This window comes from Lentzea fradiae (genome assembly GCF_900100955.1).
In the GTDB taxonomy this organism is placed as follows: Bacteria; Actinomycetota; Actinomycetes; order Mycobacteriales; family Pseudonocardiaceae; genus Lentzea; species Lentzea fradiae.
In genome coordinates this window covers 88,861-106,702 of sequence record NZ_FNCC01000014.1, presented here as the reverse complement: position 1 = coordinate 106,702, position 17,842 = coordinate 88,861, and the positions used below count along the sequence as shown (strand labels likewise).

Annotated in this window: 20 protein-coding genes and 1 riboswitch; of the genes, 9 read left to right on the top strand and 11 right to left on the bottom strand. The window is 70.6% G+C overall.

Annotation, left to right across the window (positions count from 1 at the left end; all coding sequences use genetic code 11):
• Window positions 1-63: 63 nt before the first annotated feature.
• Both BLT23_RS30140 and BLT23_RS30135 read right to left on the bottom strand, forming a co-directional pair.
• Window positions 64-687, bottom strand: coding sequence for a LytR C-terminal domain-containing protein (locus BLT23_RS30140; RefSeq protein WP_090055048.1), 624 nt, complete (start codon window positions 685-687; stop codon window positions 64-66).
• A complete protein-coding gene (locus tag BLT23_RS30135) occupies window positions 684-965 on the bottom strand; it encodes a DUF3263 domain-containing protein (protein WP_090055444.1) in 282 nt (93 codons plus the stop codon). The genes BLT23_RS30140 and BLT23_RS30135 overlap by 4 nt, the downstream gene beginning before the upstream one ends.
• Before the next feature lie 109 nt (window positions 966-1,074).
• Between BLT23_RS30135 and BLT23_RS30130 the strand changes: the two genes are divergently transcribed.
• A complete protein-coding gene (locus BLT23_RS30130) occupies window positions 1,075-1,653 on the top strand; it encodes a peptide deformylase (protein ID WP_090055046.1) in 579 nt (192 codons plus the stop codon).
• Window positions 1,654-1,665: 12 nt separating this feature from the next.
• Here BLT23_RS30130 and BLT23_RS30125 read toward each other — a convergent pair whose 3' ends face one another.
• On the bottom strand, window positions 1,666-2,613 hold the full coding sequence (locus tag BLT23_RS30125) for an aldo/keto reductase (protein ID WP_090055441.1): 948 nt from the start codon (window positions 2,611-2,613) through the stop codon (window positions 1,666-1,668).
• Window positions 2,614-2,684: 71 nt separating this feature from the next.
• Between BLT23_RS30125 and BLT23_RS30120 the strand changes: the two genes are divergently transcribed.
• The 3 genes from BLT23_RS30120 (at window position 2,685) to thiD (ending at window position 6,581) form a co-directional block, all read left to right on the top strand.
• The gene (locus tag BLT23_RS30120) at window positions 2,685-3,287 is read left to right on the top strand and encodes a LysE family translocator (protein ID WP_090055044.1); all 603 of its coding nucleotides are present in this window, start codon (window positions 2,685-2,687) and stop codon (window positions 3,285-3,287) included.
• 823 nt (window positions 3,288-4,110) lie between these two features.
• Window positions 4,111-5,766 carry a phosphomethylpyrimidine synthase ThiC gene (gene thiC / locus BLT23_RS30115; protein ID WP_090055042.1) on the top strand — a complete coding sequence of 552 codons (1,656 nt, stop codon included), beginning with the start codon at window positions 4,111-4,113 and terminating at the stop codon, window positions 5,764-5,766.
• The gene (gene thiD, locus BLT23_RS30110) at window positions 5,763-6,581 is read left to right on the top strand and encodes a bifunctional hydroxymethylpyrimidine kinase/phosphomethylpyrimidine kinase (protein WP_090055040.1); all 819 of its coding nucleotides are present in this window, start codon (window positions 5,763-5,765) and stop codon (window positions 6,579-6,581) included. Before thiC ends, thiD begins: the two co-directional genes overlap by 4 nt.
• Here thiD and BLT23_RS30105 read toward each other — a convergent pair.
• Complete coding sequence (locus tag BLT23_RS30105; protein WP_218133937.1) at window positions 6,524-7,114, bottom strand: TetR/AcrR family transcriptional regulator; 591 nt, start codon at window positions 7,112-7,114, stop codon at window positions 6,524-6,526. The two genes, thiD and BLT23_RS30105, sit on opposite strands and share 58 nt — an antisense overlap.
• Window positions 7,115-7,128: 14 nt before the next feature.
• On the opposite strand from BLT23_RS30105, the gene BLT23_RS30100 reads away from it, so the two are divergent.
• Entirely contained in the window at window positions 7,129-7,545 is a 417-nt protein-coding gene (locus BLT23_RS30100) for an SRPBCC domain-containing protein (protein ID WP_090055038.1), read from the top strand.
• A 173-nt stretch (window positions 7,546-7,718) separates the two neighbouring features.
• Here BLT23_RS30100 and BLT23_RS30095 read toward each other — a convergent pair whose 3' ends face one another.
• From BLT23_RS30095 to BLT23_RS30080, 4 genes are all read right to left on the bottom strand, one after another.
• On the bottom strand, window positions 7,719-8,162 hold the full coding sequence (locus BLT23_RS30095) for a MarR family winged helix-turn-helix transcriptional regulator (protein WP_090055036.1): 444 nt from the start codon (window positions 8,160-8,162) through the stop codon (window positions 7,719-7,721).
• 76 nt (window positions 8,163-8,238) lie between these two features.
• Window positions 8,239-8,994: a thiazole synthase gene (thiG, locus tag BLT23_RS30090; RefSeq protein ID WP_090055033.1), complete on the bottom strand. Its 756-nt coding sequence runs from the start codon at window positions 8,992-8,994 to the stop codon at window positions 8,239-8,241.
• 1 nt (window position 8,995) lies between these two features.
• A complete protein-coding gene (gene thiS / locus BLT23_RS30085) occupies window positions 8,996-9,196 on the bottom strand; it encodes a sulfur carrier protein ThiS (RefSeq protein WP_090055031.1) in 201 nt (66 codons plus the stop codon).
• Complete coding sequence (locus tag BLT23_RS30080; protein ID WP_342713709.1) at window positions 9,193-10,140, bottom strand: FAD-dependent oxidoreductase; 948 nt, start codon at window positions 10,138-10,140, stop codon at window positions 9,193-9,195. The genes thiS and BLT23_RS30080 overlap by 4 nt, the downstream gene beginning before the upstream one ends.
• A 3-nt stretch (window positions 10,141-10,143) precedes the next feature.
• A riboswitch (TPP riboswitch) is annotated at window positions 10,144-10,255 on the bottom strand.
• Between the two features lie 26 nt (window positions 10,256-10,281).
• Here BLT23_RS30080 and thiE point away from each other — a divergent pair.
• Together thiE and BLT23_RS30070 are read left to right on the top strand one after the other, a co-directional pair.
• Window positions 10,282-10,920, top strand: coding sequence for a thiamine phosphate synthase (gene thiE / locus BLT23_RS30075; RefSeq protein ID WP_090055026.1), 639 nt, complete (start codon window positions 10,282-10,284; stop codon window positions 10,918-10,920).
• 31 nt (window positions 10,921-10,951) lie between these two features.
• Entirely contained in the window at window positions 10,952-11,713 is a 762-nt protein-coding gene (locus tag BLT23_RS30070) for a dioxygenase family protein (protein WP_090055023.1), read from the top strand.
• Between the two features lie 278 nt (window positions 11,714-11,991).
• On the opposite strand, the gene BLT23_RS30065 is transcribed toward BLT23_RS30070, so the two are convergent.
• Window positions 11,992-12,978 (bottom strand): S1 family peptidase, encoded by a 987-nt coding sequence (locus BLT23_RS30065; RefSeq protein ID WP_342713708.1) that lies wholly within the window; start codon window positions 12,976-12,978, stop codon window positions 11,992-11,994.
• Between the two features lie 660 nt (window positions 12,979-13,638).
• Here BLT23_RS30065 and BLT23_RS30060 point away from each other — a divergent pair.
• Window positions 13,639-14,568 (top strand): threonine ammonia-lyase, encoded by a 930-nt coding sequence (locus BLT23_RS30060; protein WP_090055018.1) that lies wholly within the window; start codon window positions 13,639-13,641, stop codon window positions 14,566-14,568.
• Window positions 14,565-15,470 (top strand): threonine ammonia-lyase, encoded by a 906-nt coding sequence (locus BLT23_RS30055; RefSeq protein ID WP_090055015.1) that lies wholly within the window; start codon window positions 14,565-14,567, stop codon window positions 15,468-15,470. The genes BLT23_RS30060 and BLT23_RS30055 overlap by 4 nt, the downstream gene beginning before the upstream one ends.
• Here the strand turns inward: BLT23_RS30055 and BLT23_RS30050 are convergent.
• Entirely contained in the window at window positions 15,444-16,904 is a 1,461-nt protein-coding gene (locus tag BLT23_RS30050) for an MFS transporter (protein ID WP_281248919.1), read from the bottom strand. The two genes, BLT23_RS30055 and BLT23_RS30050, sit on opposite strands and share 27 nt — an antisense overlap.
• Complete coding sequence (locus BLT23_RS30045) at window positions 16,901-17,656, bottom strand: GntR family transcriptional regulator (RefSeq protein ID WP_090055433.1); 756 nt, start codon at window positions 17,654-17,656, stop codon at window positions 16,901-16,903. Before BLT23_RS30045 ends, BLT23_RS30050 begins: the two co-directional genes overlap by 4 nt.
• Between the last annotated feature and the right edge of the window lie 186 nt (window positions 17,657-17,842).

The following is a 17,842-nucleotide window of genomic DNA, read 5'->3' as shown; positions in this document are numbered from 1 at the left end:
TCACCACCGCGCCGATTCATCCACGTGTTCGTGAATTGCGCGACAATACGCGTGCGAACCGCGTCACTTGTTCTTCGAGACGCCCTGGTAGTCGTTGGTGACGATCAGGATGATCCCCGGCGCCGACGACTCGATCCCGTCGAACCGCGGCTCCACCCGTGCCCGCAGCAACGCGGCGAGCTCCTTCGCGGAAGCCTCCTCCGCGGTGCCCGGCCGGTAGTAGACGGTCGTGGTCGGGATGATGCCCTGCGAGTAGTTGCCGGTGCCGGCGACGGTCCAGCCGTTGGCCTTGACCTCGTCGGACGCCTTGCCGGCGAGCCCGCCGATCGTCGAGTTGTTGTAGACGCGCACCGGCTCCTTCGGGGCCCCCGGCTGGGTGACCGGCGGAAGCGCCACGGCGGCGGACGACGCGGGGGGCTGCGCAGCCGAGGTGGTGGCGGGCGGCGCGGACGACTCCGTCGTGGGCGCGGCCGACGACTCGGTGGCGGAGGACTCGGTGGGGGACGACTCGGCCGCCGACGTGGCGGGCGGGGGTGTCGACGAGCCCTCGGCGGACGGCGGGGTGTCCGACCCCCCGCTGAACAGGCTGACGACGCCGATCACCAGCGCCACGGCGGCGACGCCGAGCAGGGCGAAGCCGGCGGCCTTGGCCGGACGGGAGGGACTTGCGGACTCGGGGGAGGTCATCGGTCCTCGGTGCTCCTGGCGCGTGCGCGCACCCTTTGGCGGCCTGTCCGCACGCCCCGCAGCCGCTTGACCAGCATCGGGTCGGCCGCCATCGCGGCTTCGGACTCGATCAGGCCGTTCAGCAGCTGGTAGTAGCGGGTGGCGGACATGTCGAACAGTTCCCTGATGGCCTGTTCCTTGGATCCCGAGTACTTCCACCACTGACGTTCGAAGGCGAGCATCGTGCGTTCACGGCTCGTCAGGCCGTCAGCGGAGGTGAGCGTCTCGGTGTGATCCATCTGGCTCCCCACGGTCGCCACACCATCTCAGGTGTGGGCAATTCAATCATGTGATCGTCTCCAACCTACCGCGCGACACCGACACTTTTCGGTCGCTTAAAGTCTGACCATGGCCGTGCACCGCATCCGCATCGTTGGCGACCCCGTGCTCCACCACCCGACGCGCGAGGTCACCGCGTTCGACGCCGAGCTGAAGACGCTCGCGGACGACATGTTCGAGACGATGGCGGCTGCTCGCGGAGTCGGCCTCGCGGCCAACCAGATCGGCATCGACCTGCGGCTGTTCGTCTACGACTGCCCGGACGACGAGGGCACGCAGCACCGCGGCGCGATCTGCAACCCGGTGCTGGAGACGTCCGAGGTGCCGGAGACCATGCCGCACCCCGACGACGACTTCGAGGGCTGCCTGAGCGTGCCCGGTGAGGCGTACCCGACCGGACGCGCCCGGTGGGCGAAGGTCACCGGGCTCGACCTCGACGGCAAGCCGTTCGAGGTCGAGGGCACCGGCTTCTTCGCCCGCTGCCTGCAGCACGAGACCGACCACCTCAACGGCTTCACCTACCTCGACCGCCTCGTCGGGCGGTACAAGAAGGAGGCGAAGCGGATGCTGCGCGACAACGACTGGAACCAGCCGGACCTCTCCTGGGACCCGGCCGATCCCGCCAACTTCGGCGACGACGAGGACTGACCCCGGACGGGGTCAGCCGCGCAGCACCGACTCGACCTGCGCCAGTTCGCCGGGCGTGAGCGGCCCGAGCTCGAGCGCGCCCGCGTTCTCCTCGACCTGCGCCACCGTCCGGACGCCCGGGATGGGCACCAGCCGGGGAGAACGCGCCCAGAACCACGCCAGCGCGCCCTGCACGAGCGTGCGGCCGCCGGACGTGAGCACGTCCCGCACGGCCTCCCGTGCCCGGAAGTACTCCGGCGTCGGCTTGCCGTCGCGGAAGAACAGCAGCCACGCCGGGTCCGAGGCGCGCACGTCGTCGGAGGGCAGCTCGGCGAACGCGTCCCTGGCCAGCAGGCCCATCGCCAGCGGGCGGCGGCACAGGACCGTGAACCCGGCCTCCTCCGCCGCCCGGTACATGTCCGGTGTGTCCATCAGCACGTTGATGTCCGCCTGCGCCGCGATCCCGTGCTCGCCCTCCGCGAAGAACCGCGCCCGCTCCGGGTCGTCGGTGCTCCACCCGTAGAAGCGGATCTTGCCCGCCGCGACCAGAGCCTCGCACTCGTCGCGCAGCAGTGCCGCCTCGTCCAGGCCAAGGTCGCCGAGGTGCAGCTGGTACAGGTCGATGCGGTCGGTGCCGAGCCGCCGCAACGACCCCTCGACGGCGCGGCGCAGGTACTCGACGGTGCCGTTGTAGCCGGTCAGCTCCCGCTTCTCCTGGTCGAACTCGTCGCCCCACTTGGTCGCGAGCACGACCTCGTCCCGCACGTCCGCAAACGCTTGCCCCACCAGCGTCTCGGCGTGCCCGCAGCCGTAGACGTCCGCCGTGTCGATCAAGCGAACGCCCAGGTCAAAGGCCCTGCGCAGCGCCTTGAGCGACTCCTCGTCGTCCGTCGGGCCCCAGCCGACCGGCTGTCCCTCGAACGTCATCGGGCCGCCCATGGCCCACGTGCCGAATCCCAGCTTCCCCAGTTCCAAGGTCATGGGCACCACCTCACCTCCTGGAGCGCGCTCCAGGTCAAGAAACCGGTTGCCGCCGCCGGGACCATCGGGACATGCCACTCGACAGCATCGTCGCGTTCGCCGCGGCCTCGTTCCTCATCGCACTGTCGCCGGGACCGGGCACCGCCCTGGTCCTGCGACAGTCGGTGCACGGGCGGCGAGCGGCGCTGGCGACGGTGTTCGGGATGGAGGCCGGCGTCGCGTGCTGGGCGGTCGCGGCGGCCCTGGGCATCTCGGTGCTGCTCACGGCGTCGGAGATCGCCTACCACGCGCTGCGGATCGGCGGCGCGGTCTTCCTGGTCTACCTGGGCGTGAAGGCGCTGGTCGGCAAGACGCTGCCGGGTGAGGAGCCGCCGCCCGCGAGCCACGCGTTCCGCAGCGGGCTGGTGGTGAACCTGGCCAACCCGAAGCTCGGCGTGTTCGCGATCTCGTTCCTACCGCAGTTCGTGCCTGCCGGGCAGGCCGGCCAGGGGGTTCTGCTCGTCCTCGCCGCCGCCTGGGTCCTGATCGACACCGTCTACTACCTGGTCGTCGTGTCGGTCCTGCACACCGTCCGCGGCTGGCTCGGCCGCCCGCGGGTCCGGCCGGTGCTCGAGAAGCTGTCGGGCTGCGTGCTGCTGGCGCTCGGAGTCCGCCTCGTACTCGACCCGCGTTGACCTCGCTCCGCCCCGGCGCCAGAACAGCTCGGAGAGCCCCGCCAGGTCGGCCAGCGTGGGGCAGGCGGCCATCGTCTCGTAGCCACCCGCCAGCACGTGGGCGCGGATGCGTTCGAGCCGGCCGAACTCGACCACCTCACCGGCGATCAGGAACGGCAGCACCAGCTGCCACGCCTGCACCACGGCCGGACGGCGCCGGTGGGGTGCGCGCAGGGCGGCACGGGCGACGCGCAGCAGGTGCTCGTTCGCGCTCATCGTGTTCGGGTGCGCGGCGTGGTCCCAGCTCCACCGGCGCTCCTCGGTGACCGCGCACCGCACGCACTCGACGGGCCCGGTGCCGAGCTCGGCGCCGCAGCGGGAGCACGCCAGCAGCGTCATCGCCCAGTCGACGCAGGTCCAGGGGTGCTCACCGACGTCGGCGGAGGTCACCAGCTCGGCCAGCTCCCGGTCGGCCAGCTGCGACGACGCCCGCAGCGCCTCCCAGTCGGCGAGCCAGAACTGGTCGAGCAGCTCGGCGCAGAAGCCGCAGTCGGGGTAGCCGCGTCCGGCGAGCTCACCGCACGAAGGGCACGCCGAAGCCACGGCGGGACGTTGACCGCGACGCGCGCCGGGCGGGAACGGCTGATGATCCGCCACGGGGAAGAGATTAGGGCCAAACCGTGCCCTTGGCAGCTACGGCGCGCGCTGACTATGGTCGGCCACGACAACTCAACAAGAACGCGGGAGCTCGCGCCTGAGCGGGCTGAGAGGGTGACTGGCCGTGGTGCCGGTGTCACCGACCGCCTGAACCTGACCGGGTAATGCCGGCGTAGGGAGGAATGTCGTGACGGCACTTGACGACCGTTCGGTCAAGCCCAGTGTGACCACCGGCCCGATCTCGGGCTCTCGCAAGGTGTACCGGGAGGTGGCCCCGGACGTCCGGGTGCCCTTCCGCAGGGTGGAGCTGACCAACGGCGAGCACGTCGACCTCTACGACACTTCCGGTCCGTATACCGACGAGAACGCGACCATCGACGTCCACAGTGGACTACCGGCGCACCGGGCCGGCTGGGTCGCCGCACGCGAACCGATCAACGGAGCTGTCAGCCAGCTCGCGTACGCGAAGGCCGGGATCATCACCCCGGAGATGCGCTTCGTCGCGGCGCGGGAGAACCTCGACGCGGAGTTCGTGCGCGAGGAGGTGGCCATCGGGCGCGCGGTGATCCCGTTGAACCGCAAGCACCCCGAGGCCGAGCCGATGATCATCGGCAAGAAGTTCCTCGTCAAGATCAACGCCAACATCGGCAACTCCGCCGTGTCGTCGTCGATCGAGGACGAGGTGGAGAAGATGGTGTGGGCCACCCGCTGGGGCGCCGACACGATCATGGACCTCTCCACCGGCAAGCGCATCCACGAGACGCGCGAGTGGATCCTGCGCAACTCCCCCGTCCCGGTCGGCACCGTGCCGATCTACCAGGCGCTGGAGAAGGTGAACGGCGACCCGGCGAAGCTGTCGTGGGAGGTCTACCGCGACACGGTGATCGAGCAGTGCGAGCAGGGCGTCGACTACATGACGGTGCACGCGGGCGTGCTGCTGCGGTACGTGCCGCTGACGGCGAAACGCGTGACCGGCATCGTCTCGCGCGGCGGGTCGATCATGGCCGCGTGGTGCCTCGCGCACCACAAGGAGAGCTTCCTCTACACGCACTTCGAGGAGCTGTGCGACATCCTGCGCACCTACGACGTGACGTTCTCGCTGGGTGACGGGCTGCGGCCCGGCTCCATCGCGGACGCCAACGACGAGGCGCAGTTCGCCGAGCTGCGGACGCTGGGCGAGCTGACGCACATCGCGCGGGCCAAGGACGTCCAGGTGATGATCGAGGGCCCCGGCCACGTGCCGATGCACAAGATCGCCGAGAACGTGCGGCTGGAGGAACAGTGGTGCGGCGAGGCGCCGTTCTACACCCTCGGGCCGCTGGCCACGGACATCGCACCGGCCTACGACCACATCACGTCGGCGATCGGCGCGGCGCAGATCGGCTGGCTGGGCACCGCGATGCTCTGCTACGTCACGCCCAAGGAGCACCTCGGCCTGCCGAACCGCGACGACGTGAAGACCGGCGTCATCACGTACAAGATCGCGGCCCACAGCGCCGACCTGGCCAAGGGCCACCCCGGCGCCCAGGACTGGGACGACGCGCTGTCGAAGGCGCGCTTCGAGTTCCGCTGGGAGGACCAGTTCAACCTGTCGCTCGACCCGGACACCGCGCGCTCGTTCCACGACGAGACGCTCCCCGCGGAGCCCGCGAAGACGGCGCACTTCTGCTCGATGTGCGGGCCGAAGTTCTGCTCCATGAAGATCACCCAGGACGTGCGGCGCTACGCCGAGGAACGCGGACTGTCCACTGTGGAGGCCATCGAGGCCGGCATGGCCGAGAAGTCGGGCGAGTTCGCGGACACCGGCAACAAGGTCTACCTCCCGGTCGTGGAGACCTCATGACCACGGCACCACCCAGGGTTCTCACCATCGCCGGAAGCGACTCCGGCGGTGGTGCGGGCATCCAGGCCGACCTCCGCACGTTCTTCGCGTGCGGGGTGCACGGCTGCGTCGCGCTGACGGCCGTGACGGTCCAGAACTCGCTGGGCGTCACGGGCATCGCCGAGATCCCCGCGGAAACCGTTGCCGCACAGGTGGTGTCGGTCGCCGAGGACATCGGCCTCCACGCCGCGAAGACCGGCATGCTGGCGTCCGCGCGGATCATCGAGGCCGTCACGCCCGCCCTCGACCGGGTCGGGATCGGGCGGAACGGGACGACGCCGTTCGTCGTCGACCCGGTCTCGGCGTCGATGCACGGCGACCAGCTGCTGGCCGACTCCGCGCTGGACGCGTTGCGGGGCCTGCTGTTCCCGCGCGCGACCCTGGTGACCCCGAACCTCGACGAGGTGCGGCTCATCACCGGCATCGCGGTGAAGGACCGCGAGGACCAACGGCTGGCGGCGAAGGCACTGCACGAGCTGGGGCCGGAGTGGGTGCTCGTGAAGGGCGGCCACATGTGGGACGACCCGGAGTGCCTCGACCTGCTCTACGACGGACGTGAGTTCATCGAGCTGCCCGGCCCGCGTTACGACACCAAGCACACCCACGGCTCCGGTGACACGCTCGCGTCGTCGATCAGCTCGGCACTCGCCCACGGCGCGACGGTGCCGGAGGCGGTGCGGTTCGGCAAGGACTTCATCGTGAAGTCGGTGGCCGCGGCCTATCCGCTGGGCAGCGGCGACGGTCCGGTCTCGCCGTTCTGGAGGCTCGACAGGTAGCGGGCGTACATCGCCCTCAGGTCGGTCGTCTCCGGATCGAGCAGCCAGACCGTCAGCGCTCCCTCCAGGAACGCGACCAGCTCCACCGCGGCCGCTTCGCCCAGCACACGGGCGAAGTGGCCGCGCAGCATCCGGTTCCGCTCCCGGAACCGCCGCGTGACCTCGTCGTCGCGCGCCAGGTGCTCGGCTTGCAGCACCGTGTGCAGCGTCGCCAGTCCTTTGTGCGCCATCGTGTACTCGGCGTCGTCCAGCAACGCCTGGACGACGTCGGTTCCGCGCACCCGTGCCGCGGCCCGTGCGTCGAACTCGTCGAGGACGGCCCGCAGCAGGTTTTCCTTGGACCCGAAGTGGTGGATCACCGCGGACGGCGTGACGCCGGCCTTCTTCGCGATGGCCGCGACCCCCGTGCCCGCGAACCCGTTGGCACCGAACAGCTCCATCGCGGCGTCGACGATCTCGCGACGCCGCTCGACGCCGCGCCGCTGCACCTGCCCCTTGATCCCGACGATGGAAAAAAGACTAGCGGGCGTCATTAGACTGAACAACCATGCAGGAAAATGAGGTCAGGGCAGAGCTGGTCATCCCCGCGCCGATCGACGACGTGTGGCGCGTGCTGGTGGACTTCGCGGGGTACGCGAACTGGAACCCGGTCATGGAGTACACGCAGGTGGACGGCGTGCATGCCAAGGTTAAGGCGGCCAGGGGCACGCCCTTCGAACGCGACTTCGACGGCGAGTTCACGTCCGTCGAGCCGTACGTGGTGGCGTCGCGGGGCGGCGACCCGGCCACGTTCTTCGGACAGCACCGGTGGGAGCTGACAGCGGTCGACGGCGGCACGCGGCTGGTCAACGTCGAGACGTTCTCCGGCCCGATGGCCACCGACGTGCTGGGACAGACGCGGGAGGTGCTCGTCGCCGAGTTCACCACCTTCAACCAGGCCCTCTCCGACCACGTCACCCGCTGACCCAGCCCTCCCGCCCGCTCCGCTCTTCCGCCACGCGGGGGCCCTTCGTACTGTCACGTAGTACGAAGGGCCCCCGCGTGGCGGAAGCTGAGGCTGGTGGGGCTCATGTGGGTGAACGGGTCGGCGTTGGAAGGGCCTGTGGTGGGCCGATGGTGGCGGCAGGGCTGAGGAGGTTACTTCTGGTCTTCGCCGACCAGGGTCTCGAGCGCGTCCAGCGCGTTGACGAGCGCGGCGACGTGTTCGGGGGTGAGCTGCTCGATGCGGCGTTGCAGCTCCTGCACGCGGGCGGACCGCACGCCGGAGACCATCTTCTCGCCTTCGGGGGTGGGGGTGGCGAGCCAGGCGCGGCCGTCCTGCGGGTCGGGTTCCCGGCGCACGTACCCGGCTTCGACCAAGGCCGCGACGATGCGCGAGAGCGTCGGGGGCGCCACGCCCTCCTTCGTCGCGAGGTCGCCCAGGCGCATCGGGCCGCAGCGGGCAAGGGTGGCCAGCGCGGAGACGGCGCCGGGGCCGAGTCCGGGGGAACCGGTGCGTCGCAGCAACCGGGCCAGCCGGCCGATCGCCAGGTACAGACGCGCGGTCGCGTCCTCGACCTCGGCGTCAGTAGGGGCCGTCACGGCTAGTCGTCCTCCTCGGCGGGATTCAGGTAGTGGTCAATCATCCCCCAACACGTGTGCACCCACGGTAGCGACCTCAGAGTCCCGGCGATGACGCTTGGGCCCAAAAGCGTTGTGGAATCCTTCCGGCGAGCCTCGCCAGACGGCCTCCCTCGACGGCGCAGCGCATCGCGGCGGCCATCCGCTCCGGGTCCTGGGCACGGGTGACGGCGGTCGCGAGCAGGACGGCCGAGCAGCCGAGCTCCATCGCCAGCGCGGCGTCGGAGGCGGTGCCGATGCCCGCGTCGAGCACGACCGGCACGGAGGCGCGCGAGGTGATCAGCTCGATGTTGTGCGGGTTGCGGATGCCGAGGCCGGTGCCGATGGGCGAGCCCAGCGGCATCACGGTCGCGCAGCCGACGTCCTCCAGCTTGCGCGCCAGCACCGGGTCGTCGTTGGTGTAGGGCAGGACGACGAACCCGTCCAGGACGAGCCGTTCGGCGGCGTCGAGCAGCTCGACCGGGTCTGGCAGGAGGGTCTCCTCGTCGTGGACGACCTCCAGCTTGACCCAGTTCGTCTCCAGCGCCTCGCGGGCCAGCTGGGCGGTCAGCACGGCCTCCGCGGACGTGCGGCAGCCCGCGGTGTTCGGCAGGACGTCGATTCCCAGCCGCCGCAACAGCTCCAGCACGCCGGTCTGGCCGGCGGCGTCGACGCGGCGCATCGCGACGGTCGTCAGCTCGGTGCCGGACGCGACCAGGGCGCGTTCCAGCACGGAGAGGTTCGCGGCACCACCCGTGCCGGTGACGAGCCTGGACCGGAACTCCCGGCCCGCGATGATCAACGGGTCGTCCACGTCAGCCTCCCTGGACCGCGGTCAGCACCTCGACGACGCCGCCGTCCGGCACGGTCGTGGTGTCCCACAACGCCCTCGGCACCACGGCGCCGTCGAGCGCCACGGCCACGCCCTTCTCCGGCGCTCCCATGAGCTCCACGACCGCGGCGACCGAGGTGCCCTCGGTCAGCTCGCGGGTGGTCCCGTTCACCTGTGCCCTCACGAACTTCCTCCCTGCAGCAGCTCGACGACGAGCCGAGCGGTGTGCGGTGCCAGCAGCAACCCGTTGCGGTGGTGGCCGGTCGCGGCGAGCACGCCGGGTTCGAGCCACCGCACTACGGGGACGTTGTCCGGGCTGCCCGCGCGGAACCCGACCGCGGCCTCGGCCAGCGCGTACTCGGCGATGCCCGGCAGCACGGTCTCCGCGTCCCGCAACAGGTCTCGCACGCCCGCGACGGACACGTCGGTGTCGAACCCCGCCTCGTACTGGGTCGCGCCGACGACCAGGCCGTCGTCGCGGGGCACCAGGTACACCGGACGGCCGGAGACGAGCGCGCGGATCGTGTGCCTCGGCGGCGGCAACGCTCCCGGCCGGTGCGTCAGGCGGAGGATCTCGCCCTTCACCGGGCGGATCACGTCACGCAGCGCGGGGTGCAGCTGCCCGCTCCACGCCCCGGCCGCGATCACCGTGACACGTCCGTCCACATCGGATCGAACACCCAAGTCGCGACAAGCCTTCCACAGCGCGGAAAGCAACAGCCGGTTGTCGACGGCCAGGTCACCGGCCGCGTGCACGCCGCCGCGCACAGCGGGGCCCAGCGACGGTTCCAGCGCGCGGATCTCCCGTGACGTCAGCAACTCCCCCGCGTGCCTCAGGTCGGCGAGGTCGCCGGGTTGCGTGCCGACGGCCAGCGTTCCGGCGGTGAACAGCGGAACGCCGATGGACGCGGCGAACTCCGGCCACATCGCGAGGGCCTCGACCCCCTGTGCCGTCACGGCTTCCTCGCCCGGCCACGACTCCGTGACGGGCGCCAGCATGCCACCGGCGACGCGCGAGCCCGCGTGCGGCGAACCCTCGTCCGAGACGGAGACGGAGAACCCGGCCCGTGCCGCGGCGAGCGCGACGGACAGGCCGATGACGCCGCCACCCCGGACGGCCACTTCCACACTGCTCAAGGCATTCACGCTCCCTGCGCCGGCATGACCCGGATCAGGTTCGACGGTCGGAGCGAACCACGCTCCCTCTCAGCCCGGTCTTCTCCGGACTCCCGTGCGGACCGGCTTCAACATAACGGTTAACGTGCGTGCGTGCCAGGACTCGACGGAAACCTGATCAGGCAACGGCTCGCCGACGCGACGCTCTACCTCTGCACGCCGAACCGGCCGGACCTGGCCGAGTTCGCGGACGCGGTCCTCGCGGGCGGCGTCGACGTCGTCCAGCTGCGGGACAAGTCACTGGAGGCCAAGCAGGAGATCGCGGCGATCGAGCTGCTCGCCGAGGCCACCGAACGCCACGGGAAGCTGCTCGCCGTGAACGACAGGGCCGACATCGCGCACGCGGTCGGCGCGGACGTGCTGCACCTCGGCCAGGACGACCTGCCGGTGCCGCTCGCGCGCCGGATCATCGGCGACGAGATGGCGATCGGCCGGTCCACCCACGACGTGGACCAGATGACGGCGGCGGCCGGGGAGCCGGGCGTCGACTACTTCTGCACCGGCCCGTGCTGGCCGACCCCGACCAAGCCGGGCCGTCCCGCACCGGGCCTCGACCTGGTGCGGGCGACGAGGAGCGACCGGCCGTGGTTCGCGATCGGCGGGATCGACCTGGCGAACCTGTCCGAGGTGAAGGCGGCGGGGGCCACGCGGGTGGTCGTCGTCAGGGCCATCACGGACGCGGAGGACCCCGGCGCCGCCGCCAAGTCGTTCAAGGTTGAACTTAGTCGTTGAAATTTGAACAAAACGGCGTACGCTCGGAGTCATGAGCGCACCTGTGCTGTACCTGAGCCACGGGGCACCCCCGCTGGCGGACGACGAGACGTGGACCGGCGAGCTGCGGGCCTGGTCCGCCACGCTCCCGCGCCCGGAGGCCGTGCTGATGGTCTCCGCGCACTGGGAGGAGGCGCCGACCACCATCGGCGCGACCACGACCGTGCCGCTGGTCTACGACTTCTGGGGCTTCCCGCAGCGCTACTACCAGGTGAAGTACGAGGCACCGGGCGCTCCGGAGCTGGCGGAGGACGTGCGCAAGCTCCTCGGCGGCCACGTCGAGCAGGACGAGGCACGCGGCCTCGACCACGGCGCCTACGTGCCGCTGAAGGAGATGTTCCCGGACGCGGACGTGCCGGTGCTGCAGATGTCGATGCCCACGCTCGACCCGCGCGAGCTGCACGCCATCGGCCGCAAGCTCGCCCCGTTGCGGGACAAGAACGTCCTCATCGTCGGCAGCGGCTTCATGACGCACAACCTCAGCTGCGTGAACTTCCCGGCGGGCCCGGACTACGCGCCGCCGTCGTGGTCGAAGGAGTTCGACGACTGGGCGCACCGGCAGCTCGCGGCGGGCGACGTGGACGCGTTGCTCGACTTCCAGCACAAGGCCCCCGCGGCCGGCATCGCCCACCCGCGGACCGAGCACTTCGCGCCGCTGTTCGTGGCACTGGGCGCCGCGAGCGACGAGAAGGCGCGGACCAGCGTCGACGGCTTCTGGTACGGCTTGTCGAAGCGGTCCGTGCAGTTCAGCTGAAGCCCTGCGCCAGAGGTCCTGCCCCGCCTTCGCCCGTCACACACCCGCCCGTGTGTCATCCGCCAGTGCCTACCGATGCCTCCGCGTGACGTGGCTATAGGACGCGGGGTCCCCGCGTTCGAATGGAAAGGACGTGGGGCCCCCGCGTACCCGGCGGGAAACACGAAAGTGTGTTGCGAACGGGCGGGGTGTTACGGGCGGCATTGCCGGAAGTGTGTTCGGAAACCGGAGAAGCGCCGCGGCAGGAGCCACGGCGCTTCCGGTCGGACAGCGGGGAACTAGCCGCGCGTCAGGGTGAGGCCGTAGCGCGACAGGATCGGGTTGACCGGCTGGAAGTACGTGGTGCCGCCGGACGTGCAGTTGCCGGAACCACCGGACGTCACGCCCTGGGCCTGGCCGAAGCCGGAGCCCGCCACCCACGAACCACCGGAGTCACCCGGCTCCGCACAGGCGTTGGTGCGGGTGAGGCCGCGCACCGAGCCCTGCGAGTAGTTCACGGTCTGGTTGAACGCCTGCACGGTGCCGCAGCGCCACCCGGTCGTGGAACCGGAACGGCAGATCTGCGAGCCGATCGCCGCCTGCGTGGAGCCCTTCACGACGACGTTCGTGCCGTTGTAGCGGTTGACCCACGGACGCGGGGTCCAGTTGGAGTTGGTGCGCACCCAGGCCATGTCGCTGCCGGGGAACACCGAGCCGGCGAACGAACCCGCCGCCACGCGGTTGGAGCCGGAGACGGACGTGCCCGTGGTGCCGCAGTGCCCGGCCGTGACGAAACCGCCGCTCACGGAGAAGCCGAGCGAGCAGCGTCCGCCGCTGCCCATGTAGATGGCGTCACCGCCGCGCAGGTCGTAGAGCGGCGTCGGGGCCTCGGTGACCTCCTCGACCTTCACCGTCGAGCCGATGGACTTCGCGGTGGCGATGAAGGCGTCGGCGGCCGCGTCGCGGGTGTTCTTGTTCACCTCGACGACGACCGAGTTCGACTTCTCGTCGACCCGCCAGCTGGTGATGCTCGCCGGGGCGCTCATGAGGTCGAGAACCGACTTGGTCCCGTTGAGCTTCGCGAGCGAGTTCTGGACGACCTTCGTCTCCGCGCCGGTCACGGAGAGTCCCGGCTTGGTGACGGCGACGGTCAGCTTGCCGCTCGCCTGGTCGATCCACGCTCCACCGAACGCGTCGCCCAGTGACGCCTTCGCCTGCTCGGCGAGCTCGCTCGCCTGCTGGTCGGAGGCCAACCGGACGCGTGCCTGATCCGCGTTCAGGCCCAAGTCACGCTCCACCGCCTGGAGCAATTCGGCCGGGTAGCTCTCCGTGTCGGAACCGGTTGGGACGCTCGGTGCGGCAGGGGCGCCAAACGCCGGTACGCTGAGAGCAGTGACGACTCCGGTGGCGAGCAACACGGCACCGGTAACACGGGCCGCACTCGTGCGGTTCATCAGACGTCTCCCTCACTTTCGGGTGCAGGGGAACCCGAGAGATCGGTTGCAGGGACCTCTCTCGGGGGCTCTAGGGGGACGGGTGGTGGGGCGGCGGCAGGGGTCGCCCCACCCCTCCCACTTCCTTCCGGTACGTCTCCGGGCTTCGGGCACGGCGCTCAAGTGGTGCTTCCACGAGCTTCATCGCGCCCTCCTTTTGTCTCTTTCGGGGCTAAACCTTCGCCCGTTCGAGTGACGTTATCGTCTCGTTACGCTGTGACGCTTGTACCCGACCGTGGAGGAAGTGTGTCACAGCTCACGACTGATCAACTGCATTGCGTAGCAATTGACCGTTAACTATCGCTCAACGTAGTGAAGTGATCACCGAATGGGTTCGGGGCCGAAAGAAGGCCACCCAGCCCGCTCCGCCACCGGGAAGCTCCGGCCGGGACACACGTAGGACGTTGGGCACAATTCACCGGTTGCGGACCGCCGAAGTGCATCATCGACGACATGCGCCTGGTGACTCTCGAAGACGTCCGAGCGGCAGCCGCCGCGATCGCCCCGCACGTGGTGCGCACCCCGCTGCTGACGTTCGACTCCGGACTGATGATCAAACCGGAGTGCCTGCAGCCGATCGGGGCCTTCAAGCAGCGCGGTGCCGTGAACGCCTTGTCCCGCATACCTTCCGAGGACCGCGCCCGCGGCGTCGTGGCGTACTCGAGCGGCAACCACGCGCAAGCGGTCGCCTACGCCGCCAAGACCCTCGGCATGCCCGCGGCCATCGTCGTGCCGGAGAACACACCTCAGCTGAAGATCGAGGCGACGCGTGCTCACGGCGCCGAGGTGTTCGTGGTCGGCATCACCGAACGCGAGTCGCGCGCCGCCGAGCTGGTGGAGGAGCGCGGGGCGACGCTGATCCCGCCGTTCGACCACCCGGACGTGATCGCCGGCCAGGGCACGATCGCGCTGGAGATCGTCGAGGACTTCCCCGACGTGGCGACGATCCTGGTGCCGGTGAGCGGTGGCGGGCTGATCTCCGGTGTCGCGGCGGCCGTCAAGGCGTTGCGCCCCGACGTCCGCGTGATCGGCGTGGAGCCGGCGCTGGCCGGTGACGCCACCGCGTCGTTCGCCGCCGGCGAGCGGGTGCACTGGGACGCCCACGACCGCGCCCGCACGTGCGCCGACGGGCTGCGCGCGGAGCCCTCGGAGCTGACCTGGGCGCACATCCGCGAGCACGTCGACGAGTTCGTCACGGTCTCCGAGGACGAGATCCGCGACGCGGTGAAGCAGATCGCCCGCCGCACGCGGGTGGTGGCGGAGCCGAGCGGTGCCGTCCCCGTCGCCGCCTACCTCAACCGCGAGCTGCAGAGCGGTCCGGCGGTCGCGGTGGTGTCCGGCGGCAACGTCGAGGCGTCGCTGCTGGCGTCGATCCTCGGATGATCACGTTGTCAGACGTCCGCGCGGCGGCGACGGTGATCGCACCGCACGTGGTGCGCACGCCGTTGCTGCCGTTCGGCCGCGGCTGGCTCAAGCCGGAGAACCTCCAGCCGGTCGGCGCGTTCAAGCTGCGCGGCGCGCTGAACGCGCTGGCCCGGCTGGAGAACCGCGCGAACGGCGTGGTCGCGTACTCCAGCGGCAACCACGCCCAGGCCGTGGCGTTCGCGGCGCGGCTGCACGGCGTCCCGGCGGTGATCGTGATGCCGGACAACACCCCGCCGGTCAAGGTCGAGGCCACCAGGGCGCTGGGCGCCGAGGTGCACGTCGTGGGCATCACCGAGCGCGTCGAACGGGCTCAGGCGCTGGTCGCCGAGCGCGGCGCCGCGCTGATCCCGCCGTTCGACCACCCGGACGTGATCGCCGGTCAGGGCACGATCGGCCTGGAGATCGTCGAGGACCTGCCGGACGTCGGCGTCGTCGTGGTGCCGATGTCCGGTGGCGGGCTGATCTCCGGTGTCGCCACGGCCGTGAAGTCGCTGCGCCCCGACGTCCGCGTGGTCGGCGCGGAGCCAGCGCTGGCCGCCGACATCGCGGAGTCCCTCGCCAGGGGCGAGCTGGTGCGCTGGGACCCGTTCCGGCGGGCCGAGACCGTCGCCGACGCGCTGCGGGACGAGCCGTCGGAGCTGACCTGGTCGCACATCTCGAAGTACGTGGACGACGTCGTCACGGTCTCCGAGGACGAGATCCACCGCGCCATGACGGACCTGGTCAGGAGGGCGCGGCTGGTCGCGGAACCGAGCGGCGCCGTCGCGGTCGCCGCTGCGGCGAAGCTCGGCGAGGGTGTGGCCGTCGTGTCCGGCGGCAACGTCGACCCGGCGCTACTGGCTCGCCTTCTCGCTGCCTGACCGGACGTGCGTCGGGGGCCCCTCGACGCCGCAGTGCAGGCATTCGCCGGGGTGCGGCGTCTCGTGCTGCTCTGGCGCGGCGGCCAGCACCCGGTTGTCCACGCCGAACGCCAGCAGGCCGCCGATGATCGCCGCCACCGCGCACAGCACGAGGGCCGTCTGCCAGCCGCGGGTCATCACGGCGGGGTCGGCGTAGCCGGCGCCGGTCAGCCCCACCGCGACGGGCAGCACGGCGGTGGCGAGCAGGCCGCCGGTGCGGGCCACGGCGTTGTTCACGCCGGACGCGACGCCCGCGTGGTGGTCGGGGGCCGAGGCCAGCACCGTCGCGGTGACCGGCGCGACGACGGCGGCCAGGCCGATGCCGAACACCAGCACGCCCGGCAGCACCCCGGTGACGTACGAGGAGCCGGGAACGGCGTTGCGCAACAGCAGCATGCCCGCCCCGACCAGCACCGGACCGGCGACCAGCTGCCACCGCGGCCCGTGGCGCTGGGCGATCCGGCCCGACGTCGACGAGGCCAGCAACATGATGATCGTGATCGGCACGCTGGCCAGGCCGGACGCCGTCGGCGAGTAGCCCAGCGAGATCTGCAACTGCAGGACGAGCAGCACCATCACGCCGCCCAGCGCCGCGTACACGAGGAACGTCAGAACGTTCGACAGTAGGAACGTGCGATTGTTGAACAATTCTACAGGTACGAGCGGGTCGCGAGAGCGTTTCTGCAGCACTCCGAACGCCACCAGCGCCAGCAGGCCGAGGATCGTCGCAACGTAGGATTGTTCAACAATCCCACCGGTCAACAAAGCGAGTCCCGCAGCGCCGACCAGCGCGGACAGGTAGTTCGGGTGCCCGGCCGACTCGTCCCGCGACTCCGGCACGAACCGCAGCGCGAGGACCACGCAGACGGCCGCGACCGGCAGGTTCACCAGGAACGCGAGCCGCCACGACCACGCCTGCACGAGCAGCCCGCCGACCAGCGGCCCGACCGCCGTCGCCACACCGGAGAGCCCCGACCAGGCCCCGATCGCCCGCGAACGGTCCTCCCGCCGGAACGACGCCTGCAAGATCGCCAAGGCACCGGGCGTCAGCAGCGCGGCGCCGACACCCTGCAACACGCGGGCGGCGACGAGCACCGGCACGTTCCACGCCGCACCGCAGAGCAGCGAGGCGAGCCCGAACCAGACGACGCCGGTCACGTAGACCCGCCGCCGGCCGAACCTGTCGCCCAGCGAGCCCGCGACCAGGATCAGCGAGGCCAACGCGAGCAGGTACCCGTTGAGGATCCACTGCAGGTCCGAGACCGACGCGCCGAGCTCCGCCGCGATCCGGGGCAGCGCCACGTTGACGATCGTGCCGTCGAGCATGGCCATGCCCGAGCCGAGGATCGTCGTGGCGAGCACCGCGCGGGCGCGCGGTGTGCCCCACGAGATCAAGAGGGCCTGTTCAGCGTGGCCACGAACTTGTAGCGGTCACCCCGGTAGACCGAGCGCACCCACTCGATCGGGTTGCCCTCGGTGTCGAACGAGTGCCGGGACAGCAGCAGCATCGGCAGGCCGATGTCGGCGCCGAGCAGCTCCGCCTCCTCCGGCGAGGCGAGCGCCGTCTCGATGGTCTCCTCCGCGTGGCCCATCTCGACGCCGAAGCGCTCGGAGAGGACCTGGTAGAGCGAGGCACCGGGCGCCAGGTAGCGGCGCAGGCCGCGGAACCGGCCCAGCGCGAGGTGGGTCGTCTCGATGGCCATCGGCTCGTTGTCGGCGAGCCGGAGGCGGTGCAGCCGGAGGACCTTGGCACCGGGGCGGACGCCGAGGTAGCGGGCCAGCTCGGCCTCCGCGGGCATCTCCGACGCCTCGATCAGCTTCGACGACGGCACGCGGCCCTGGGCCCGCATGTCCTCTGTGTACGACGACAGCTGGAGCCGCTGGGCGACCTTGGGCTCCGCCGCGAAGGTGCCCTTGCCCTGCACGCGGAGCAGCCTGCCCTCGACCGTCAGCTCGGCGAGTGCCTGGCGGACCGTGGTCCTGGAGACGTCGAACTCCGCGGCGAGCGACCGTTCCGTGGGGATCGGCGACCCCGGCGGCAGTGCCCTCAGCAGGTCGAGCAGGTGCCGCTTGAGACCCCAGTACTTGGGTTCGCGCTGCGCACGCGTCCTGGCGTCCACGCCCGTTGCAGGCGTCGTCTCCAGCATGGCCTCCTCCTCGCACTCCATGTCCCGCTCCACAAGGATGCCTTGTCCGTGCCGGTTCGTGCGGGCGAACCCCCGCCAATCGACACAAAAAGGTCCGAGGACTCGGAAACGGTTTGGCAACGCGCTTGACAGGACCGGTGACGCAGCACACGCTGTTCCACATTGGTCTACACCACTTGGACGTTC